Raw genomic sequence first — 19,976 nt, forward strand, 5'->3', positions numbered from 1 at the left:
GCCTCCGCGTGGCGAGGCGGGCGTTCACCTATCGGCGCGGGTCGGCGTCCGGCGGGGTGACCAGCGGCGGCTGCGACCCGACGGGCGGGTACGCGGCGGTCGGTGGCGTCGGCGACGGCTGGGCGGTCGGCGGGTAGGCCGTGGTGCTCGGCGGCTGTGCCGGGTACCCGTTGGTGCCTGGCGGCTGCGCCGGGTAGGCCGTGGGCGCGGTGGTGTGCGTCGTGGTGCCGTACGGCGTCGTCGTCGTGGTCGGCATGGCGTCCGGCTCCCCGTCGCGCAGCTCCGTGACCTCCTTCTTGAAGATCTTCAGGCTCTTGCCGACGCTGCTGGCGACGTCCGGGAGGCGCTTGGCCCCGAAGAGGATGAGCACGATCAGGAGAAGTACGACGATGTGCCAGAACTGGATACGCATGGTGGCGCCCTCCCTCAGGGGTCCGTAGCGGTGAGTCTACGTCGCTCACGCGCCCGCGGGCGCAGATCCCGACGTGTGCCGGACGGGCTCAGTCCAGCCCGTGCTCGCGCCAGCGGCCGATGGCCAGCGCCGCCCGCGCGTGCCGGCGTCCGGTGCGCCGGTCGCGCAGCTCGACGCGGGTCCGCCGGGCAGCGGCGAGCAGCTCGGGGTCGCCCACGACGCCGGGCACCACCGGCTCCAGCGCCGGCGCCCCGACGCCGCTGAGGCGGTCGGCGAGCCGGCCCGCGACCGACAGCTCACGCCCCAGGGCGACCGCGGAGCGCCACAGGCGCAGCCCGAGGAGGCCGACGACGACGAGCGCCGCCACGACGAGGAGCGCCCACACCCAGAACGAGATCACGCCCGAAAGGCTACTGGGCGAGCTGGGAATACGCGGCCAGCGCGGCGCGGGCCCGGCCCGCGACGACCGCCGCCAGGTCCGGGGGATCGAGGGCGAGGACGTCCTCCCCCAGGCCGAGGACCAGGTTGGTGAGCCACGCCGGGTCGGCGACCCGCAGCGTGACGCGCAGGGAGCCGTCGGGCAGGTCCTCCACCGCGTCCACCGGGTACCGCTCGGCGACCCAGCGGGCCCGCGAGGCGAGGACGAGGGTGGCGACGAGGTCGACGTCGGCGAGGTCGGGCTCGGCGTCCGGGGCGTACGCCCGCGGCTGCGCCGTCGCCGGTTCGGCGAGGACCTCGCTGCTCAGCACGCGGTCGAGGCGGAAGTGCCGCACGTCCTGCACGCGCGCGCACCAGGCCCGCAGGAACCAGTGGCTGCCGTCCCACAGCAGCTCGAGGGGGTCGACGTCCCGCTCGCTGACGACGTCGGCCGCGGAGACGTAGCGCAGCCGCAGCCGGCGCCGGCGCGCCAGGGCGTCGCGGGCCGGGGCGAGCGCGGGCACCTCGCCCGCGACGTGCACGTCGACGGCCCGGGCGGCCTCGGCGGCGCTCCCGGCCGCCTCGGTGAGCTTCGCCGTCGTCGAGGCGACGACGGCGTGGTCGAAGGAGCCGCCGTCGCCGGCGAGCGCGGCGAGGGAACGCAGGGCGACGAGGAGGGCGAGCGCCTCGGACGCGCCCAGTCGCAGCGGCCGGTCCATCCCCCGGGGGTTGGTGAGGGTGAGGACGTCGCGGTCGAGCTCGTCCGCGGCGAAGTCGATGAGGTCGTCGGGCAGGTACCCCGGCGTGCCGGAGACCCACAGGAGGTTGACGTCGGCGAGCACCTGCGCCGGGCTCACCCCGAAGTGCTCGGCCACCTCGGTGACGGGCACGCCCGGGTGGTCGCCGAGGTAGGCGATGAGGGACAGGAGGCGGGTGAAGCGGTCGGCCGTCGTCTCAGCCACGCGGGGTCTCCGTGCCGTCGAGGGTGGCGAGCGCGCGCAGCCGGCGCAGCACCGAGGCCCGCAGCGACGCCGGCTCGAGGACGAGGACGGCGTCGGCGTAGGTGGCGATCTCCTCGGCGAGCGACTCCTCGTCCTGCACCGGCACGGTGACGACGTCCCGGTCGCCGAGCTGGCCCGTCGGGCCGGTGGCGCGCGCCCGCAGCGCGGAGGCGCGCTCGGAGGTGACGGCCAGGCGGGCGGTGCCCGCGGTGCCGCGGGAGCGCCCGAGGAGGTCGGCGACGTCGTGCGGAGGGACCTGGTAGCCGCCGGCGGGGCCGGCGAGGCCCACGCGGCCGAGGATCCGGGAGAGCCGGTAGGCGCGCGGGGCGTCGCGCTCGACGTCGTGCCCCAGGAGGTACCACCCGCGGTCCTTGCTCACCAGGCGCCACGGCTGGACCCGCCGGCGGGCCACCGCGCCCGTGGACGCCGCCCGGTAGGTGAAGGCCACCTCGCGGCGCTCGGCGATGGCGGTGAGCAGCGGGTCGAACGCGGCCTCCGGCCCGCGCACGCGCAGCGCCAGGCCGGCGTGGGCGTCGGGCTCCGGGGCGGGGCCGACCGCGCGCAGCTTCGTGAGGCCGCGCCGCGCGGAGCCGTGGAGGTGGGCGTCCTGCCACAGCTCGGCGGCGAGGGAGAGGACGCCGACCTCGGCCGGGGTGAAGCTCACCGGGGGCAGGGCGTACCCGGCGGTGTCGATGCGGTACCCGACGTCGTCCTCGTGGACCGGGTCGGTCTCGGTGACCACGGGCACGCCGAGCTCACGGAGCAGGTCCTTGTCCCGCTCGAACATCCGCTCGAAGGCCGCGTCGTTGGTGGCGGCGTCGTAGCCGTTGACGCCGCGCCGGATCTGCTGCTTGGTCATCCGGCCCTGGGCATGGGTGAGCGCCAGGAGGAGGTCGAGCAGCCGCTCAGCCGGTTCCACGCGCGCCACGCCCTCACCGTAGCGGCCGGTACGCTCACCTGCGTGATCTTGTGGCGCGAGGGGCGGGTGCGGGCGCTCGGCCGCACGTGGGCAGGGGCCGTCGAGCTCGAGGTGGAGCTGACCGGGGACGGGACGAGGGTGCGGGCGCTGGCCTACCCCGCGCTCGTCGGCGAGCCGGTCGTCGGGGACCGCGTGAGCCTCACCGTCTCCGCGCTCGCCCGCGGGCTCGGCACGGGCGGGTACGCCCTCGTCGCGGCCATCCCCGACCGGCTCCCCGCCGACCCGCCGCCCGGCCCCGGGCACGTCGTCAAGGCCCGGTACACGCCCCTGCAGCCCATGCTCCTCGGCGTCGACGAGCAGGAGTCCCCCTGGCACGAGGCGCTGCGCGAGGCCGACGACCTCGGCGGCCTGCCGGTCGTCGTCGCCGACCTCCACTCCGCGCTGCCGGCGGTCGTCGCCGGGGCCCGCGCCGAGGCCGCCCGCACGGGGGCTCCCGCGCCGCGGGTCGCCTACGTCATGACCGACGGCGGTGCCCTGCCCGCGTGGTTCTCCCGGACGACGGCGGCCCTGCGCGAGGCCGGCTGGATCGCGGGCGCGGTGACCGTCGGGCAGGCGTTCGGCGGGGACCTCGAGGCCGTCACGGTGCACACCGGCCTGCTCGCCGCCCGGCTCGTCCTCGACGCGGACCTCGTGGTCCTCGCCCAGGGGCCGGGCAACCTCGGCACCGGCACCCGCTGGGGGTTCTCCGGCGTCGCCTGCGGCGAGGCGGTCAACGCCGCGGCCGTGCTCGGCGGGCAGCCGGTCGCCTCCCTGCGGGTCTCCGGCGCCGACCCGCGCGAGCGCCACCTCGGGATCTCCCACCACAGCCTCACCGCCTACGGGCGGGTCGCCCTCGCCCCGGCCGACGTCGTCGTGCCCGTCTTCGACCGCGACGACCTCGCCGGCCTCGGCACCCGCGTGGCCGATCAGGCCCGGGCGCTCGGCGCGCCCACCGGCCGGCACCGGCTCGTCGAGGTGCTCACGACCGGGCTCGAGGACGCGCTCGCCGCCTCCCCCACCCGGCTGTCGACGATGGGCCGCGGCCTGGACCAGGACCCGGGCGCCTTCCTCGCCGCCGCGGCCGCCGGGGTGCACGCCGCCCGGCTCAGGGCCGCAGGAGCAGCACCACGACGTTGACGACGGCGATGAGCATGGCGATCCGGAAGGGCGCCTTGCCGCCGACCGCGACCGCGACCGCGGCCAGCGCGGCCACGCCCGCCAGGACCACCCAGCCCCAGGCCGGGGTGGGGCCGGCCGGGCCGAGCACCGCGACCACCGAGCCGGCGAGGAGGACGACGACGGCGACGACGCGGCCCGCCCGGGCGCCCAGCCGGTGCGGCAGGCCGCGCACCCCGGTGGTGGCGTCGTCCTCGAGGTCGGGCAGGACGTTGAGGATGTGCGCGCCGACGCCGAGGAGGGCGCCCACCGCGACCATCCACCCGGGTACGGGCGCCGGGACGGCGAGCCACGCCACGGCCGGCAGCGCGCCGAACGCGACGGCGTAGGGCAGCCAGGACAGCGCCGTCGCCTTGAGGCCGAGGTTGTACGCCCACCCGGACCCCACGAGCAGGACGAGGTGGACGAGCCCGGGCCGCACGCCCAGGGCGAGGGAGGCGACGACGCTCACGGCGAGGGCGGCCCCGGTCGCGACGACGACCGTGCGCGCCGCGACGTCCCCCGTCGCCACCGGCTTGCTCGCCCGCCCCACCCGACGGTCCCGCTCGGCGTCGAGGAGGTCGTTCGTCCAGCCGATGGTGAGCTGGCCGGCGAGGACGGCGAGGCCGAGGAGGGCGGTCCGGGCGGGGCCGAGCCCGGCCGCGACGCCGAGCCCGGCGGCGAGGGTCGTCACCGCGACGGTGGGGGCCGGATGGCACGCCCGGGCGAGGGCGACGAGGGTGCGCACGACACGAGACTAGGGGGCACCTACTCTCAGCCCATGACCCGCATCACCGCCGTGCAGCCCGTGCTGCCCCCGTACCGCTACCCGCAGGACGAGCTGACGGCGGTGGTCTCGGACCTCATCGGGGCGCACGGGGCGCGCCGCGCGGTGGTCGAGCGGGTGCACGGCAACTGCGGGGTGCAGGCTCGCCACGTCGCCCTCCCGCTGGAGCGCTACGCCGAGCTCACCGACTTCGGCCAGGCCAACGACGCGTTCGTGGCCGCCGCCGCCGACCTGGGCGCCGAGGCCGTCGAGGGGGCCCTGGCCGCCGCCGGCCTCACCCCCGCGGACGTCGACGTCGTCGTCTCCACCACGGTGACCGGCCTCGCGGTCCCCTCGCTGGACGCGCTCGTCGCCACCCGGCTCGGCATGCGCGAGGACGTGCGACGGGTCCCGGTCCTCGGCCTCGGATGCGCCGGCGGCGCGGGCGGCCTGGGTGTGCTCGGCGAGCTGCTCGCCGGCCGCCCGGACGGCGTCGGGGTCCTCGTCTCCGTCGAGCTGTGCTCGCTCACCATCCAGCGGGAGGACACCTCCACGGCCAACGTCGTCGCTTCGGGGCTGTTCGGTGACGGGGCGAGCGCCGTCGTGGCCGTCGGCGACGCCCATCCCGCCCCCGGCGTCCGGATCGTCGACAGCGCGAGCCGGCTCTACCCCGGCACCGCGGGAGTCATCGGCTGGGACGTCGGCGCGAGCGGGTTGCGGATCGTCCTCGGGCCCGAGGTCCCCGGCCTCGTCCGGGCCCACCTGGGCGCCGACGTCGACGCGTTCCTCGCGCGGCACGACCTCACGCGGGCGGACATCGGGTGGTGGGTGTGCCACCCCGGCGGCCCCAAGGTCATCGAGGCGATGACGCAGGCGCTGGGCGTCGACGACACCGCGCTCGCCCTCACCTGGGCGCACCTGGCCCGGGTGGGCAACCTCTCCTCCTCCTCCGTCCTCCACGTCCTCGCCGACACCCTGGCCGACGCCCCACCGCCACCGGGCAGCCCCGGCCTGGTCATCGCCATGGGTCCCGGCTTCGGCCTCGAGATGGTGCTGCTGAGCGCATGAACACGACCCTGATCCTCGTCACCGTCCTCATCGTCGCCGTCGGCCTCGAACGGCTCGCCGAGCTCGTCGTCGCCAAGCGCAACGCCGCCTGGAGCTTCGCGCGCGGCGGCGTGGAGAGCGGCCAGGGCCACTACCCGGTCATGGTGGTCCTCCACACGGCCCTGCTCGTCGGCATCCTCGTCGAGGTGTGGGTGGCGCGACCGCCGTTCCTGCCCGCGCTCGGCGTGGCGATGCTCGTCCTCGCGCTCGGGTCCCAGGTGCTGCGGTGGTGGTGCATCACCACCCTCGGGCCCCGGTGGAACACCCGGGTCATCGTCGTGCCCGGGCTCCCCCTGGTGAGCGCCGGGCCCTACCGCTGGCTCTCCCACCCCAACTACGTCGCCGTCGTCGTCGAGGGCTTCGCGCTGCCCCTGGTCCACTCGGCCTGGCGCACCGCGCTGCTGTTCACCCTCGCCAACGCGGCGCTCCTCACGGTGCGGATCCGCACCGAGTCCGCGGCCCTGCGGGCGGCCACGGCATGAGCGCGCCCGACCTCCTCGTCGCCGGCGGCGGTCCGGCGGGCCTGGCCACCGCGCTCTACGCCGCCCGCGCCGGCCTGGACGTCCTCGTCGTGGAGCCGCGGGTCGGCGTCATCGACAAGGCGTGCGGCGAGGGCGTCATGCCCGGCGGCCTCGCTCGGCTCGCCACCCTGGGCATCGACCCGCCCGGGCAGGACCTGCGGGGCATCCGGTACGTGGGCCGGGGCCGGGCCGCCGAGGCCCGGTTCCCCCGCCGGCCCGGGCGCGGGGTGCGGCGCACCACCCTCCACGGCCTGCTGCTCGAGGCCGCCCAGGACGCCGGGGTGCGCATCGAGCGGGGCCGGGTGGGCGAGGTGCGCCAGGAGCGCGGCGCCGTCGTCGCCGACGGCCGGGTGTCCGGCTACCTCGTCGCCGCCGACGGGCTCCACTCCCCCGTGCGGCGCGCCGTCGGGCTCGACGTCCCCGAGCGCCACCCGCGCCGCTACGGGCTGCGCGCCCACGCGGCGCTGGCGCCGTGGACGGACCTCGTCGAGGTGCACTGGGGCCGGGAGGCCGAGGCGTACGTCACGCCCGTGGCGCCGGACCTCGTGGGGATCGCGATCCTCACCTCGGTGCGCCGGCCGTTCCCCGACCACCTGCGCGCCTTCCCCGCGTTGCGGGCGCGGCTGGGCGACGCCCCGCTCAGTGGCGTCCGCGGCGCCGGTCCCCTGCGCCAGCGGGCCTCCCGGCGCGTCCTCGGCCGCGTCCTGCTCGTCGGGGACGCCAGCGGGTACGTCGACGCCCTCACGGGCGAGGGGATCACGCTGGCGCTGGCGCAGGCGTCGGCGGCGGTCGAGGCCGTCGCTGCGGGGGCGCCGCAGACCTACGAGGCGCAGTGGCGGGCGGTGACGCGGCGGTACCGGCTCCTCACCCAGACGCTCGTCGGGGCCACCCGCTCCCCCGCGGTGCGGCGCTCGATCGTGCCCGCCGCGGCGGCGCTGACGCCCGTCTTCACGGGCGCCGTGCACGAGCTGGCGCGGCCCGTCTAGCCGCCGGCGCGCCCGCGCGGCTCGTGGAGGGCCACGAGGGTGGCGAGCCGGCGCGCCTCGGCCACCCCGCGGGCGCCGTCGGCCGCCTGGACGCCCATGACCGCCAGGGTCTCGCCGTCGGCCAGGTCGAGCTGCGCCCAGGGCCGCCCGTCACCGAACCGGACGAGGACGATCTGGGCCCACTCGACGCGGCGGGTGAGCAGGAGGTTGCGCACGGTGATGCCCGCCGCGTCGGGCACCGCGGCGACCGAGAACTGCCGGTAGCAGAACCAGCAGATCGCCAGGGCGAGGGCGTAGGTCCCCACCACGTCGCCGGGGCCGAAGGTGACGTTCTCGGACCGGGGCATGAGCACGGCGATGACGGTGGCGCCTGCGAGGGTGAGCGCGGCGAGGCCCGCGCTGATGGCGCGCGTCGCGCGGGGCCGGAAGGGCGCGAAGAGCTCCTCGCGCGCGGTCATATCCGGGAGGCGTGGATGGAGGTGACGATGATGGCGCGCGCGCCGACGTCGTACAGCTCGTCCATGACGCGGTTGGTGTCCGCGCGCAGCACCATGGACCGCACGGCGACCCACCGGCCGTCGTGCAGCGGGGAGATCGTCGGCGACTCGAGGCCCGGCGTGATGGCGACGGCCTGCTCCACGTGCTCGACCGGCACGTCGTAGTCCATGAGGACGTAGCGCCGTGCGACGAGCACGCCCTGCAGCCGCCGGTCGAGGACCGCCAGCGCGGGGCTGACGTCGCGTCCGGCGGGCTGGATGAGGACGGCCTCGGAGCGCAGGATCGGCTCGCCGAACACCTCCAGGCCCGCGGCGCGCAGGGTCGTGCCGGTCTCGACGACGTCGGCGACGACGTCGGCGATGCCCAGCTGGACGGAGGACTCCACCGCGCCGTCGAGGTGGACCACCTCGGCGGAGATGCCGCGGTCGGCGAGGTAGCGGCCCACGAGCACGTCGTAGCTCGTCGCCACGCGCTTGCCGTTGACCTGCTCGAGGGAGCTCACCTCGCCCGCGGGGGCGGCGAACCGGAACGTCGAGCGGGCGAAGCCGAGGGGGCGGTGCTCGACGGCGGCTACCCCCGAGTCGAGGAGGAGGTCACGCCCGGTGATGCCCACGTCGACCGTCCCCGAGCCGACGTACACGGCGATGTCCCGGGGGCGCAGGAAGAAGAACTCGACGTCGTTGGCCTCGTCGGGCACGACGAGCTCGCGGCCGTCGCGGCGCTGGCGGTAGCCGGCCTCCACGAGCATCTGGGACGCGGGCTCGGACAGGGACCCCTTGTTGGGGACGGCGATGCGGAACACGGTGGTCTCTCGTCGGCGGGTCACAGGTAGCGGTAGACGTCCTCGAGGCGCAGGCCCCGGGCGATCATCATGACCTGGAGGTGGTAGAGGAGCTGGGAGATCTCCTCCGCGGCGGCCTCGTCGCTCTCGTGCTCGGCCGCCATCCACACCTCGGCCGCCTCCTCGACGATCTTCTTGCCGATGGCGTGGATGCCGGCGTCGAGCTCCGCCACGGTTCCGGACCCGGCGGGCCGGGTCTCGGCCTTGTGCGCGAGCTCGGCGAACAGGTCGTCGAAGGTCTTCACGCCTGCCAGGGTAGTTGGTCCGCCCGGGCCGGTGCGTCGCCCGCCCACGCGCCTACCCGCCGAGGCCGACGAGGGCGTCCTCGACGGCGACCGGGCCCGCGAGCAGGCCCTGCGCCTCGAGGAACGCCACCATGCGCTCCCACCGGGCCGGGTCGCTCGCCCCCGGGGCCACGCCGTCCGCCTGGTACAGCTCCGTCGTCGCCTCGAGGGTGGCCAGGGCCGCGGCGCGCTGCTCGGCGCCCGCGAGGCCCGGGACGTGCTCGGCGGCGACGGCCACGGCCGCCTCGGGGTCCGCGACGACGTCGGCGACGCCCCGCAGGGTCGCCTCGACGACGGCGGCGACGGCGTCGCGGTCGGCGGCGAGGGTGTCCTCCCGGGCCCCGATGCCGATGCCGACGAGCGGGACGTCCTCGGGCAGCGGGATCGCGCGGACGTCGATGCCCGCCCGGGCGAACTGGACGGCGTCGTTGTTCGCGAAGCCCATGACGGCGTCGACGTGCCCGGCGGCCAGGGCGGCCTGCTGGGTGTAGCCGATGTGCGCGACGTCGACGTCGGCGGTGGACAGGCCCGCGCCGTCGAGCACGGCGAGCAGCCCGAAGTAGGTCTCGCCGAACGGCCCGGGCACGCCGACCCGCCGTCCGGCGAGGTCGGCCGCCGTCTCGATGTCGGAGCCGGCGGGCACGAGCAGGACCACCGGGTAGCGCTGGTAGAGCGTGGCGACGCCGACGACGGGGACGCCCTCGGCGCGGGCCTGGACCATCTCGTCGCCCCCGGCGACGACGAGCTGCTCCTCCCCCGCCGCCAGCGCCCCGAAGAGCGACTCCGACGCCCCGTGGTGGCGCAGGGTGACGTCGACTCCGGCGTCGGCGTAGTAGCCGGCCTCCAGGGCGACGTAGAACGGCGCGAACTGGACGTCCGGGGTGTAGGTGAGCCCGATGGTGACGTCGGGAGCGTCCGACGGCGCCGACGGCGCGGCCGGCGCGGGCTGCTCCGCGCAGCCGGTGAGGGCGAGGAGGGCGAGGAGGGCGGCGGTCAGGGCGCGTGCGGCGGGACGCCGGCGCTCGCGGGGAGTGCTCATCTGCGGGGTCCTTCGAGGGGGGTCTCGCTCCCGGCGCGCTCGACGCCGCGGAGCACGGTGTACATGGCCACGGCGAGGGCGGCGAGGACCGCGAGCGTGGCGAACAGGCCGGTGGTGTCGGCGGAGTCGCTCTGGACGGCGAGGACGAGGCCCAGGCCCTGGCCGCCCATGACGAGCTCGCCGACCACGGCGCCCGTGATGGACAGCGTGAAGCCGTTGCGCAGGCCGGTGAGCAGGCTGGGCATGGCGAGCGGGACCTCGATGTGGCGGAGCATCGCCAGGCCGGCCGCGCCGTCCATCCGCGCGGCGTCGACGATCTCGGGGTCGAGGGTGCGCAGGCCGAGGACCGTGGCGAGGAGGATGGGGAAGAAGACGAGGAGGGCGCACAGCAGGACGACGGGCAGCAGCCCGTAGCCCACCCAGATGACGAGGAGCGGGGCGACGGCCACCGCGGGCAGCGCCTGGGAGGCCGCGATGTAGGGCTGCAGCGCCGCGGCCGCCCACCGGTTGCGGGCGACGAGGTAGCCGAGCGGCAGCGCGACGAGCGTGCCGAGCAGGCTGCCCAGGAGCGCCTCGAGCGCGGTGACGGCGGTGTAGCCCAGCAGCCCGCCCTCTCGCAGCTCGAGCCACAGCCGCGCGAGCACGGCGGTGGGCGCGGGGAGGAAGAACGCCGGGACCAGCCCGGTGCGCGCGACGACCTCCCACACCGCCAGGACGGCGGCACCGAGGAGCACGGGCGAGGCGAGGACCAGCCGGTGCGTCCGCCGCCGGCGCGCGAGCGTGCGGGCGAGGGAGTCCGCGCGTGGGCGGCCCTCGGGCGCTCGCGGCCCGTCGGCGCGCTGTGCCGGCATGTCACTCCTCCCCGGTCGGCCGTGACCGGGGCGGACGGGCGCGCGGTCGCGCCCGCGGACGGCGCGCGGGTGCGCACCGTCCCGTGCTTCCTCCCATCCGGACTTTCACCGTCGGTCCTGGAGTTCCACCAGGTCAACCGGCGCCGGTGTGGCTGGCGTCGGGTCGCGGACTGTCACCGCCGGTTCGGACTCTCACCGACCCCGGAGCACGTTGTTGCAAGGTCCATGGTGCCACACCGCCGCGGGCCCTCGGCGAGGGTCAGTGCCGGTGGGCGCCCTGCGCCAGCGACCGCAGGGCGTCGACCTCCGCGGCGGCGTCCTGCGCGGAGTACACCGCGGACCCGGCGACGAAGACGTTGGCCCCGGCGTCGGCCGCGCGCTCGATCGTCGCGCGGGAGATGCCGCCGTCGACCTGGACCCAGACGTCGGCGTCGGTGCGGGCGATGGCCTCCCGCAGGCGGGTGATCTTGGGCAGGGTGCCGTCGAGGAACGACTGCCCGCCGAAGCCGGGCTCGACGGTCATGACGAGGATCATGTCGAACTCGCCGAGCAGGTCGAGGTAGGGCTCCACGGGGGTCGCCGGCCGCAGGGCCAGGCCGGCGCGGGCGCCGGCCGAGCGCAGCTCGCGGGCCAGGCGCACGGGCGCCGTGGCGGCCTCGGCGTGGAAGGTGACCGACGCGCAGCCCGCCTCGGCGTAGGCCGGCGCCCAGCGGTCCGGCTCGGCGATCATGAGGTGGGCGTCCACCGGCACGGGGCTGGCCGCGACGATCCGCTCGACGACGGGCAGCCCCAGGGTGAGGTTGGGCACGAAGTGGTTGTCCATGACGTCGACGTGCGCGAAGTCCGCGCCGGCGATCTTCGCGAGCTCTCCCCGCAGGTCCGCGAAGTCGCAGCTGAGGATGCTCGGGGAGATGACGATGGCCATGTCCCCGAGCCTATCCGCCGGTGCGTGCCTCAGCGCTTGCGCAGCAGCGCGAGGAACATCGCGTCGGTGCCGTGCAGGTGCGGCCAGAGCTGGACCATGGGACCGGACAGGCCGGGGACCTCCTCGCGGGCCACCTCCTGGAGGACGGCGACGGCGTCGAGCAGCTCGACGTCGTCGCGGCGGCGCAGGACGTCCTGGACGACCAGCGTGGTCTCCGCCGGGTGCGGGGAGCACGTGACGTAGGCGACCACTCCCCCGCTCCGGGTGGCGTCGACCGCGGCCGCGAGGAGCGCGCGCTGGAGGGTGCCGAGCGCAGCCAGGTCGCCGGGCTGGCGCCGCCAGCGCGCCTCGGGGCGGCGGCGCAGGGCGCCGAGGCCGGTGCACGGCGCGTCGACGAGGACCCGGTCGTACCGGCCGGGCTCGGTCTCGCCGATCTCCCGGCCGTCGCCGGTGCGCACGTCGACGACGTCGCGCGGGAGGGCGGCCACCGACTGGCGGACGAGCCGCGCGCGGTGGGGGGCCACCTCGTTGGCGACCAGGGTGGCGCCACGCTCGGCGGCGAGGGCGCCGAGGAGCGCGGCCTTGCCGCCGGGTCCGGCGCAGAGGTCGAGCCACCGGCCGTCGGCGGGGTCGGCGCCGTCGGGCAGGACCGGGGCGGCCGCGAGGGCCAGGGCGACGAGCTGGCTGCCCTCGTCCTGCACACCGGCGCGGGCGTGGCGCACCGCGGGCAGGGAGCCGGGGTCGCCCCCGGGCAGGACCAGTGCGGTGGGGGCCCAGCGCCCGGGGACGGGCTCCGCGCCCAGGGAACGGGCCTCGGCCGCGAGCTCGGCCGGCGTCACCAGCCCGGGACGGGCGACGAGGGTGACGTCCGGGTTGGCGTTGTCGGCGCGCAGGAGGTCGGCGAGCTCGCTCGCGGGCCGGCCCATCCCCAGGAGCGCCCCGCGCAGCGCGCGGGTGATCCAGGCGGGGTGGGACTCGAGGACCGAGAGCCGGGCGACCTCGTCGGTGCCGGCCGGGTCGGCCGCGTCGGCGATCTCGGTGAGCCACGCCTCGGGCTCCTTGGCGGCGACCGCGCGCAGCACGGCGTTGACGAACGCGCTGGCGCCGGTGCCGATCCGGTCGCGGGTGAGGCTCACCGTCTCGGAGACCGCCGCGTGCGAGGGGACGCGCATGGCGAGGAGCTGGTGGGTGCCGAGGCGGAGGACGTCGAGGACCGGCGGGTCGAGCTCGGCCAGGGGGCGGCCGCGGGTGCACCGCTCGAGGACGGCGTCGTACCGGCCGCGACCGCGCAGGGTGCCGTAGGTGAGCTCGGTGGCGAAGGCGGCGTCGCGCCCGTCCAGGCCGCGCTCGCGGAGCAGGCCGGGCAGGACGAGGTTGGCGTAGGCGTCGGAGGCGTCCACCTGGCGCAGGACGTCGAAGGCGACGCCGCGCGCCGGGTCGCCGCTGGTGCGCCGGGGCCGCCAGCCGGGCGGGCGCCCGGACGCGGGGGCGGCGGACCGGGGCGCGCCGCCGGAGCGCGGGGTGCCGCCGGAGCCCGGGGCGCCGCCGGAGCGGCCACTACCGGACCGCGGGGCGCCGGAGCCGCCGCGGCCGTCGGGCTGGCGGCCGTCGGGACGGCGGCGTGCGTCCTCGCTCATGCGCCCTCCCCCAGTCGGGCGCCGGCATCGAGGCGGGCGCCGCGCGCCCAGGCGTCGGCGTCCATCCAGCCACGCCCGGCGGGCGCGAGCCGGCCGAGGGCGACGGCGCCCGAGCCGGTGCCCACGAGCACCTCACGCTTGCCGGCGAGCACCTGGCCCGGCGCCAGGTCCGGGGCGTCGTCGCGCGGGGTGACGGGGCCGAGCTTGAGGCGGGAGCCGTCGGGCGCCGTCGTCCACGCCCCCGGGGCGGGGGTGCACCCGCGGACGAGGCGGTCCACGGCGAGCGCCGGGGCGTCCCAGCGCACGCGGGCGTCGGCGACCTCGAGCCGCGGGGCGTGGCTCACGCCGTCGGCGGGCTGGGGCACGGGCCGCAGGTCGCCCGCCTCGAGGGCGTCCAGGGTGCGCACGAGCAGCCCGGCGCCAGCGTGCGCCAGGCGGCCCAGGAGGTCCCCGGCGGTGTCGGTGGGGCGGATCGGCTCGGTGAGCGTGCCGAGGACGGGGCCCGTGTCGAGGCCCTCCTCGAGGAGGAACGTCGTGGCGCCCGTGAGGTCGTCCCCCGCGATGATCGCGCGCTGCACCGGCGCCGCGCCGCGCCAGGCGGGCAGGAGCGAGAAGTGCAGGTTGACCCAGCCCAGCGGCGGCGCGGCGAGCAGGGCCGGGGGCACGAGGGCGCCATAGGCGACGACCGGGGCGGCGTCGACGCCGAGCGCGGCGATGGCCGCCTGCGTCTCGGGGTCGCGCAGTGTCGACGGGGTGAGCACCTCGATGCCCCGCTCCCGGGCGAGCGCCGCCACGGGGCTCGCCGCCTCCCGCCGGCCGCGGCCGCGCGGGGCGTCGGGGCGGGTGAGGACGGCCGCGACGTCGTGGTCGGAGTCGAGCAGGGCGAGCAGCGAGGGGAGGGCCACCTCGGGGGTGCCGGCGAAGAGGAGGCGCATGATGCCCCAGTCTAGGCGGGCGCCCGGCGCCGCCGGCCGGCGGTCAGTCCCCCGTGAGGCCGAGCCGGGCGAGATCGGCGCGCAGGCCGGCGGCGTCGACGAAGCGGACGGCGCGGAGCCCGGCGGCGGCCGCGGCGTCGACGTTGACGGGCGAGTCGTCGACGAACACGGTGGCGGCCGGGGTGAGGCCGAACCGCTCGACGAGGAGGGCGAAGATCGCGGGGTCGGGCTTGGCCACGCCCTCCACGCCGGAGACCACGACCCCCTCGAGCCGGTCGATGACCGGGGCGGAGCGGGCCGCGTGCTCGAAGGTCTCGGCCGACCAGTTGGTGAGGCCGAGCACCCGGAGCCCACGGGCGAGGAGCGCGTCGACGATCTCGGTCGTCCCCTCGATCGGCCCGGTGAGGCTGAGCGGGAAGTGGGCGACGTACTCGTCGAACGTCGCCACCCGGTGCGGGTGGGACCGGGCGAGCACCTCGCGTGCCTCGGCCATCGTCCGGCCGGCGTCCTGGGCGTGGTTGAACGTCGTCCAGTCGATCTCCGCGCTGAACTCGGCGAACTCCTCGGCGGTGACGGCGTGGGCGACGGCGCGGAACGGGTCCCAGCCCACGAGGACCTGGCCGAGGTCGAAGACGACGGTGTCCACCGCGGCGACGGCACCTGCGGCGGTCGGGGCCTCGCGGCCGGCGGTCGGGGCCTCGCCGCCGGGGGCCGGGGTCTCGCCGCCGGGGGCCGGGGCGCGGGAGGAGGAGGGCTGCGGCATGGCCCCCACCCTAGGAGCGCTCACCACAGGTCGGTGGGATCCACGCGGACCGTGACGGCGTCGGGCTCCTTGTGGGCGCTGCGCAACGCGGAGGCGGCGGCGAGCTCGCGGGTGAGCTCGCCCCCGCGGTGCCGCTCGATGCGCACGAGCGCCCGCGAGCGCCCCTCGGCCAGGGGCACCGGTCCGAGCACCTCCCCGCCCGGGGGGAGGGTGAGGTGGCGCAGGTAGGCGGCGACGGCGGCCGGCTCGCCGTCCACCGCCGCCATCCGCACGGCCGGCGGCAGGTGCAGCTCGGTGCGCTCGGCGAGCTCGCGGGCGGCGAAGCCGGCCGGGTCCCAGCGGACCAGCGCCTGGGCGGGTCCGGGGGCCGGATCCCCGAGGAGCAGGACGCGCCCGCCGTCGGCGGCGGGCCGGACCAGCGCCGCGGCGGCCGTCCAGCGGCGCAGCGCCTCCACCGAGGCCCACAGCTCCGGGCGCGCCGTGCTCGCCGCGGCGTCGAGGAGCAGCGCCGCGGTGTACCCGCCCTCGGCGCGCGGCTCGGCGCCGGGGGTGGCGATGACCAGCCGCGGGCGGCCGTCGACGTCGCCCACGACGCCGTGGTCCGCCCGGGCGCCGGAGACGAGGACCGGCACGGCCGGAAACGCGCGCCCCAGCTCCTCGGCGGTGCGGCCCGACCCCACCCGGCGCGCGCGCAGCGCGGTGGCCTGGCAGTGCGGGCACGTCCAGCCGGCGTCGGGCCGGGCGCACCAGCGGCAGGACGGCGCCGAGCGGGCGGAGGCCAAGCCCATCGGCCCGCCGCAGTGGCGGCACCGGGCCGGCTCTCGGCACCGCTCGCAGGCGACGACCGGGACGTAGCCGGCGCGGGGCACCTGGACGAGGACGGGGCCGGTGCCGAGCGCGTCGCGGACGAGGCGCCACGCCGGGTGCGGGATGCGGGCGTGCGCCGCCGGCCCCTCGCGGGCGAGGTCGAGGGCGCCCGGGGCCTCGACCCGGGGCGCGTGCGTGCGCACGGTGGCCCGCGCGGCCTGGACCGGCCGGGCCCACCCCTCGGCGACGAGGAGCTCGGCCTCGACCGAGCGGGAGAACGAGCCGAGGAGGAGGGCGGCGTCCTCGCGCTCGGCGCGCAGGGTGAGGACCTGCCGGGCGTGCGGGTAGGGCGCCCGCGGCTCGGCGAGGGCGTCGTCGCCGTCGTCCCAGCACACCACCAGCCCCAGGTCGCGGACCGGCGCGAACGCGGCCGAGCGCGTCCCGACGACCACCCGCGCGCGGCCCAGCAGGAGCGTGAGGAAGCTGCGGTACCGCCGCCCCGGCCCGTCCTCGGCGAGCAGCTGGCGCACGGGCTCGTCGGGCAGCGCGGCCCCCAGGCCGGCGGCCACCGCCGCGACGTCCCGGGAGTCCGGGACGACGACGAGCACGCCGCGGCCCGAGGCGAGGGTGGCGGCGGCGGCCTCGGCGACGGCGTCGATCCACGGGGGTCCGGCCGCGTCCGGCAGCGCCGTCCACACCGCGCGCGGGGACTGCCCCTGGGCGAGCCGGTTGACGAACGCCGGCCCCCCCACGTACGGCGCCCAGGCGGGCCCGGGCGTCCACACCTGCGTGAGCCCGGTGCGGTCCTCCCCCGCCTTCTCGAGCACGGCGTTCTCCGTCGACGCGTGGCGCGGCGGGACGGCGAGCCGCACGACGTCCATGAGCGTGCCGGCGTACCGGTCGGCCACCGCCCGGCACAGTCCCAGGACGGCCGGGGTGAGGACGGCGACGGGCGAGACCACCCGGCGGATCGGGGTGAGCGCGCCCGCGTGGTCGGTGGTGGCGGCGCGCTCGAGGATGAAGCCCGGGCGGTCGGTCCCGGCGAAGCGCACGAACACCCGGGCGCCCGGCACGGCGGCCGCGTCCATGCTCGCCGGCACGCGGTAGTCGAAGGGCCGGTCCAGGTGCGGCAGCGGGACGTCGACGGCGACGCGCGCGACCGGCAGCTCCACCCCGTCCACGTCAGCGACGGGCCGCGGGCCCGGGCCGTCGAGGAGGGTGAGCTGGTGCGCCGTCATGACCTCATCCCATCACGGGCCACCGACGGGCCGGCGGCGGGTGCACAGCGCTCAGCCGACCGCCGCGCGCAGCTCGTCGACGCGGTCGGTGCGCTCCCAGGTGAACTCCGGCAGCTCGCGCCCGAAGTGCCCGTACGCGCTCGTGGCACGGTAGATGGGCCGCAGGAGGTCGAGGTCGCGGACGATGGCGGCGGGCCGCAGGTCGAACACCTCGCGGATGGCCCGCATGATCCGCTCGAGCGGGACCGTCTCGGTCCCGAACGTCTCGGCGTACAGGCCGACCGGGCGCGCCTTGCCGATGGCGTAGGCGACCTGCACCTCGCAGCGCCGGGCGAGGCCGGCGGCGACGACGTTCTTCGCCACCCAGCGCATGGCGTACGAGGCGGACCGGTCGACCTTGGACGGGTCCTTGCCCGAGAACGCCCCGCCGCCGTGGCGCGCCATGCCGCCGTAGGTGTCGACGATGATCTTGCGGCCGGTGAGGCCGGCGTCGCCCATCGGGCCCCCCACGACGAACTGCCCCGTCGGGTTGACGAAGAGGTCGTGGTCGCTCGTGTCGAGGTCGAGCTGCGCCGCCTCGAGCACCGGCGCGACGACCTCCGCGGCGATCGCGGCCCGCAGCCAGGTCTGGTCGACGCCGTCGTCGTGCTGCGTGGACACGACGAGGGTGTCGAGCCGCACGGGCCGGTCTCCGTCGTAGCCGATGGTCACCTGGGTCTTGCCGTCGGGCCGCAGGGCGGGGACCGACCCCGCACGCCGCACCGCGGCCAGCCGCTCGGACAGGCGGTGGGCCAGCCAGATGGGCAGCGGCATGAGCTGGGGGGTGTCGTCGGCGGCGTAGCCGAACATGAGGCCCTGGTCGCCCGCGCCCTGGGCGTCGAGCGGGTCGTAGGCGTCCTCGCCGGCGCGGTTCTCCAGGGACTTGTCGACGCCGGCGGAGATGTCGGGCGACTGCTGGCCGATGGAGACCGACACCCCGCAGGAGTGACCGTCGAACCCGATGTCCGAGGAGGTGTACCCGATGCGGGTGACCTCCTGGCGCACGATCTGGGGGATCTCGACGTACGCGCTCGTGCTCACCTCGCCGACGACGTGGACGAGCCCGGTGGTGACCATGGTCTCCACCGCGACCCGGGCCTGCGGGTCCTGCTCGAGGAGGGCGTCGAGGATGGCGTCGGAGATGCGGTCGCACACCTTGTCCGGGTGACCCTCGGTCACCGACTCGGAGGTGAACTGACGCAGATCGGGGCGGGAAGTCACCGCCCGATGGTACGGGGCGGGCGAGCGCGCCACGGAACGGGGCCCGGCCTCAGCGCAGGCGGTCCGCCACGAGGTCCCACAGCGTCGCGGCCACCTCCGCCTTGGTTCCCGCGCCGGAGCCGACCACCTCGCCGTCGGCGTCGAGGACGGTGATGGCATTCGTCACGTCGCCGAAGCCGCGGTCGGTCCCCACGGCGTTGACGGCGAGCAGGTCGGCGCCCTTGCGGCGTGCCTTGGCCCGGCCGAGCGCGAGGACCTCCTCGGGCTCGCCGGTCTCGGCGGCGAAGCCCACCACGACCAGGCGCGGGTGCGGGCGGTCGGCGGCGACCTCGGCGAGGATGTCGGGGTTCTCGACGAGGGTGAGGGTCGGGGGCGCCCCGCCGTCCTTCTTGATCTTGCCGGTGGCGGGCGCGGCCGGGCGGAAGTCCGCCACCGCCGCGGCCATGACGAGGACGTCGGCGTCGGCGACGGCGGCGCGGACGGCGTCGCGCAGCTCGGCGGTGGTGGTGACGTCCGTGACGGCGACGCCGGCGGCCGTGGCGGTCCGGCGGGCGACCTCGTCCACCGACGCGGCGAGCAGGCGGACGTCGGCGCCGCGGCGGGCGGCCTCGGCGGCCAGCGCGGCGCCCTGGCGGCCGGAGGAGCGGTTCCCGAGGAAGCGCACGGGGTCCAGCGGCTCGCGGGTGCCGCCCGCGGTGACGACGACCCGCCGGCCGGCGAGGTCCGCCGGCCCGAGGAGCGCCAGCGCCGCGGCGGCGATGCGCTCGGGCTCGGGCAGGCGCCCCGGGCCGGTGTCCGCGCCGGTGAGGCGGCCGTCGTCGGGCTCGAGGACGCGCGTGCCGCGGGCGCGCAGCGTCGCCACGTTGTCGACAGTCGCCGGGTGGTGCCACATCTCCGTGTGCATCGCCGGCGCGAGGAGCACGGGGCACGTGACGGTGAGCAGCGTGGCCGTGAGCAGGTCGTCCGCGCGGCCGGCGGCCGCGCGGGCGAGGAGGTCCGCCGTCGCCGGGGCGACGATGACGAGGTCCGCGCTGCGGCCCAGCGCCACGTGCTCGACCTCGACGGCCCCGGCGAAGACGTCGGTGTGCACCGGCTCGCCCGACAGGGCCTCCCAGGTGGACCGCCCGACGAACTCCAGCGCGCCGGCGGTGGGCACGACGCGCACGCGGTGCCCGGCCTCGCGCAGCAGGCGCAGGAGCAGGACGGCCTTGTACGCGGCGATGCCGCCGCTGACGCCGAGGACGATGCGGGCGGTCATCGCGCCGGGGTCAGGCCTGGGTCTTCTTGACCGTGAGCAGGCCCTCGTTGATCTCGCGCAGCGAGATCGACAGCGGCTTGTCGTTCTGCGCGGCCGGGACCAGCGGGCCGACGAACTCGAGCAGCCCCTCCTGGAGCTGGGAGTTGTAGGCGTTGATCTGGCGGGCGCGCTTGGAGGCGTTGATGACCAGCGCGTACTTGGAGTCGACGGAGTCGAGGAGCTGGTCGATCGGCGGGTCGGTGATGCCCTCGGGCTGTGCGACGGTTCCGGACATGGTGTTCTGACCTCTTCGAGTGGTGGGGTGGGCGCACTGCGCC

At 77.1% G+C, this 19,976-nt stretch carries 22 protein-coding genes and 1 riboswitch; of the genes, 4 read left to right on the top strand and 18 right to left on the bottom strand.

Annotation, left to right across the window (positions count from 1 at the left end; all coding sequences use genetic code 11):
- Window positions 1–28: 28 nt before the first annotated feature.
- From tatA to EBO36_RS07750, 4 genes are all read right to left on the bottom strand, one after another.
- Window positions 29–412, bottom strand: coding sequence for a twin-arginine translocase TatA/TatE family subunit (gene tatA, locus EBO36_RS07735; protein ID WP_122824104.1), 384 nt, complete (start codon window positions 410–412; stop codon window positions 29–31).
- An 88-nt stretch (window positions 413–500) separates the two neighbouring features.
- Complete coding sequence (locus EBO36_RS07740; RefSeq protein WP_122824105.1) at window positions 501–812, bottom strand: hypothetical protein; 312 nt, start codon at window positions 810–812, stop codon at window positions 501–503.
- A gap of 10 nt (window positions 813–822) precedes the next feature.
- A complete protein-coding gene (locus EBO36_RS07745; RefSeq protein ID WP_122824106.1) occupies window positions 823–1,791 on the bottom strand; it encodes a helix-turn-helix transcriptional regulator in 969 nt (322 codons plus the stop codon).
- On the bottom strand, window positions 1,784–2,758 hold the full coding sequence (locus EBO36_RS07750) for a helix-turn-helix transcriptional regulator (RefSeq protein ID WP_241236958.1): 975 nt from the start codon (window positions 2,756–2,758) through the stop codon (window positions 1,784–1,786). The genes EBO36_RS07745 and EBO36_RS07750 overlap by 8 nt, the downstream gene beginning before the upstream one ends.
- Before the next feature lie 33 nt (window positions 2,759–2,791).
- On the opposite strand from EBO36_RS07750, the gene EBO36_RS07755 reads away from it, so the two are divergent.
- Complete coding sequence (locus EBO36_RS07755) at window positions 2,792–3,925, top strand: DUF3866 family protein (protein ID WP_241236957.1); 1,134 nt, start codon at window positions 2,792–2,794, stop codon at window positions 3,923–3,925.
- Here the strand turns inward: EBO36_RS07755 and EBO36_RS07760 are convergent.
- Window positions 3,894–4,691 (bottom strand): UbiA family prenyltransferase, encoded by a 798-nt coding sequence (locus EBO36_RS07760; protein ID WP_122824109.1) that lies wholly within the window; start codon window positions 4,689–4,691, stop codon window positions 3,894–3,896. The two genes, EBO36_RS07755 and EBO36_RS07760, sit on opposite strands and share 32 nt — an antisense overlap.
- A gap of 33 nt (window positions 4,692–4,724) precedes the next feature.
- Here EBO36_RS07760 and EBO36_RS07765 point away from each other — a divergent pair, with 33 nt between their 5' ends.
- The 3 genes from EBO36_RS07765 to EBO36_RS07775 are packed head-to-tail and all read left to right on the top strand — an operon-like array spanning window position 4,725 to window position 7,323.
- The gene (locus tag EBO36_RS07765) at window positions 4,725–5,777 is read left to right on the top strand and encodes a type III polyketide synthase (protein WP_122824110.1); all 1,053 of its coding nucleotides are present in this window, start codon (window positions 4,725–4,727) and stop codon (window positions 5,775–5,777) included.
- Window positions 5,774–6,298 (top strand): isoprenylcysteine carboxyl methyltransferase family protein, encoded by a 525-nt coding sequence (locus tag EBO36_RS07770; protein WP_187695805.1) that lies wholly within the window; start codon window positions 5,774–5,776, stop codon window positions 6,296–6,298. The genes EBO36_RS07765 and EBO36_RS07770 overlap by 4 nt, the downstream gene beginning before the upstream one ends.
- The gene (locus EBO36_RS07775; RefSeq protein WP_122824111.1) at window positions 6,295–7,323 is read left to right on the top strand and encodes an NAD(P)/FAD-dependent oxidoreductase; all 1,029 of its coding nucleotides are present in this window, start codon (window positions 6,295–6,297) and stop codon (window positions 7,321–7,323) included. The genes EBO36_RS07770 and EBO36_RS07775 overlap by 4 nt, the downstream gene beginning before the upstream one ends.
- Here the strand turns inward: EBO36_RS07775 and EBO36_RS07780 are convergent.
- The 13 genes from EBO36_RS07780 to rpoZ form a co-directional block, all read right to left on the bottom strand.
- Entirely contained in the window at window positions 7,320–7,781 is a 462-nt protein-coding gene (locus EBO36_RS07780) for a PH domain-containing protein (RefSeq protein ID WP_122824112.1), read from the bottom strand. The two genes, EBO36_RS07775 and EBO36_RS07780, sit on opposite strands and share 4 nt — an antisense overlap.
- Window positions 7,778–8,623, bottom strand: coding sequence for an ATP phosphoribosyltransferase (hisG, locus tag EBO36_RS07785; protein WP_122824113.1), 846 nt, complete (start codon window positions 8,621–8,623; stop codon window positions 7,778–7,780). Before hisG ends, EBO36_RS07780 begins: the two co-directional genes overlap by 4 nt.
- A gap of 20 nt (window positions 8,624–8,643) precedes the next feature.
- Entirely contained in the window at window positions 8,644–8,907 is a 264-nt protein-coding gene (locus EBO36_RS07790; protein ID WP_122824114.1) for a phosphoribosyl-ATP diphosphatase, read from the bottom strand.
- Window positions 8,908–8,959: 52 nt separating this feature from the next.
- Window positions 8,960–9,985 (bottom strand): ABC transporter substrate-binding protein, encoded by a 1,026-nt coding sequence (locus tag EBO36_RS07795; RefSeq protein ID WP_122824115.1) that lies wholly within the window; start codon window positions 9,983–9,985, stop codon window positions 8,960–8,962.
- Complete coding sequence (locus EBO36_RS07800; RefSeq protein WP_122824116.1) at window positions 9,982–10,836, bottom strand: ABC transporter permease; 855 nt, start codon at window positions 10,834–10,836, stop codon at window positions 9,982–9,984. Before EBO36_RS07800 ends, EBO36_RS07795 begins: the two co-directional genes overlap by 4 nt.
- An 80-nt stretch (window positions 10,837–10,916) precedes the next feature.
- A riboswitch (FMN riboswitch) is annotated at window positions 10,917–11,049 on the bottom strand.
- A gap of 46 nt (window positions 11,050–11,095) precedes the next feature.
- The gene (gene rpe, locus EBO36_RS07805) at window positions 11,096–11,761 is read right to left on the bottom strand and encodes a ribulose-phosphate 3-epimerase (RefSeq protein WP_122824117.1); all 666 of its coding nucleotides are present in this window, start codon (window positions 11,759–11,761) and stop codon (window positions 11,096–11,098) included.
- Between the two features lie 29 nt (window positions 11,762–11,790).
- A complete protein-coding gene (locus EBO36_RS07810) occupies window positions 11,791–13,398 on the bottom strand; it encodes a transcription antitermination factor NusB (RefSeq protein WP_122824118.1) in 1,608 nt (535 codons plus the stop codon).
- Window positions 13,395–14,333: a methionyl-tRNA formyltransferase gene (fmt, locus tag EBO36_RS07815; RefSeq protein ID WP_122824119.1), complete on the bottom strand. Its 939-nt coding sequence runs from the start codon at window positions 14,331–14,333 to the stop codon at window positions 13,395–13,397. Before fmt ends, EBO36_RS07810 begins: the two co-directional genes overlap by 4 nt.
- A 43-nt stretch (window positions 14,334–14,376) precedes the next feature.
- Complete coding sequence (locus tag EBO36_RS07820) at window positions 14,377–15,096, bottom strand: HAD-IA family hydrolase (RefSeq protein WP_122825527.1); 720 nt, start codon at window positions 15,094–15,096, stop codon at window positions 14,377–14,379.
- Between the two features lie 20 nt (window positions 15,097–15,116).
- A complete protein-coding gene (locus EBO36_RS07825; protein WP_122824120.1) occupies window positions 15,117–17,141 on the bottom strand; it encodes a primosomal protein N' in 2,025 nt (674 codons plus the stop codon).
- 51 nt (window positions 17,142–17,192) lie between these two features.
- The gene (gene metK, locus EBO36_RS07830) at window positions 17,193–18,401 is read right to left on the bottom strand and encodes a methionine adenosyltransferase (RefSeq protein ID WP_206515525.1); all 1,209 of its coding nucleotides are present in this window, start codon (window positions 18,399–18,401) and stop codon (window positions 17,193–17,195) included.
- A gap of 49 nt (window positions 18,402–18,450) precedes the next feature.
- Complete coding sequence (gene coaBC, locus EBO36_RS07835; RefSeq protein ID WP_122824122.1) at window positions 18,451–19,659, bottom strand: bifunctional phosphopantothenoylcysteine decarboxylase/phosphopantothenate--cysteine ligase CoaBC; 1,209 nt, start codon at window positions 19,657–19,659, stop codon at window positions 18,451–18,453.
- A gap of 10 nt (window positions 19,660–19,669) precedes the next feature.
- Window positions 19,670–19,933, bottom strand: coding sequence for a DNA-directed RNA polymerase subunit omega (gene rpoZ, locus EBO36_RS07840; protein ID WP_122824123.1), 264 nt, complete (start codon window positions 19,931–19,933; stop codon window positions 19,670–19,672).
- Window positions 19,934–19,976 lie beyond the last annotated feature (43 nt).

The organism is Georgenia faecalis, assembly GCF_003710105.1.
Taxonomy (GTDB): domain Bacteria; phylum Actinomycetota; class Actinomycetes; order Actinomycetales; family Actinomycetaceae; genus Georgenia_A; species Georgenia_A faecalis.

Bases quoted from the DNA above. Each gene is read 5' to 3' on its own strand.
- tatA (WP_122824104.1), bottom strand. From the start codon at position 412: ATGCGTATCCAGTTCTGGCACATCGTCGTACTTCTCCTGATCGTGCTC.
- EBO36_RS07765 (WP_122824110.1), top strand. From the start codon at position 4,725: ATGACCCGCATCACCGCCGTGCAGCCCGTGCTGCCCCCGTACCGCTAC.
- EBO36_RS07770 (WP_187695805.1), top strand. From the start codon at position 5,774: ATGAACACGACCCTGATCCTCGTCACCGTCCTCATCGTCGCCGTCGGC.
- EBO36_RS07775 (WP_122824111.1), top strand. From the start codon at position 6,295: ATGAGCGCGCCCGACCTCCTCGTCGCCGGCGGCGGTCCGGCGGGCCTG.
- EBO36_RS07780 (WP_122824112.1), bottom strand. From the start codon at position 7,781: ATGACCGCGCGCGAGGAGCTCTTCGCGCCCTTCCGGCCCCGCGCGACG.
- EBO36_RS07795 (WP_122824115.1), bottom strand. From the start codon at position 9,985: ATGAGCACTCCCCGCGAGCGCCGGCGTCCCGCCGCACGCGCCCTGACC.
- EBO36_RS07800 (WP_122824116.1), bottom strand. From the start codon at position 10,836: ATGCCGGCACAGCGCGCCGACGGGCCGCGAGCGCCCGAGGGCCGCCCA.
- rpe (WP_122824117.1), bottom strand. From the start codon at position 11,761: ATGGCCATCGTCATCTCCCCGAGCATCCTCAGCTGCGACTTCGCGGAC.
- EBO36_RS07810 (WP_122824118.1), bottom strand. From the start codon at position 13,398: ATGAGCGAGGACGCACGCCGCCGTCCCGACGGCCGCCAGCCCGACGGC.
- fmt (WP_122824119.1), bottom strand. From the start codon at position 14,333: ATGCGCCTCCTCTTCGCCGGCACCCCCGAGGTGGCCCTCCCCTCGCTG.
- EBO36_RS07820 (WP_122825527.1), bottom strand. From the start codon at position 15,096: ATGCCGCAGCCCTCCTCCTCCCGCGCCCCGGCCCCCGGCGGCGAGACC.
- EBO36_RS07825 (WP_122824120.1), bottom strand. From the start codon at position 17,141: ATGACGGCGCACCAGCTCACCCTCCTCGACGGCCCGGGCCCGCGGCCC.
- coaBC (WP_122824122.1), bottom strand. From the start codon at position 19,659: ATGACCGCCCGCATCGTCCTCGGCGTCAGCGGCGGCATCGCCGCGTAC.
- rpoZ (WP_122824123.1), bottom strand. From the start codon at position 19,933: ATGTCCGGAACCGTCGCACAGCCCGAGGGCATCACCGACCCGCCGATC.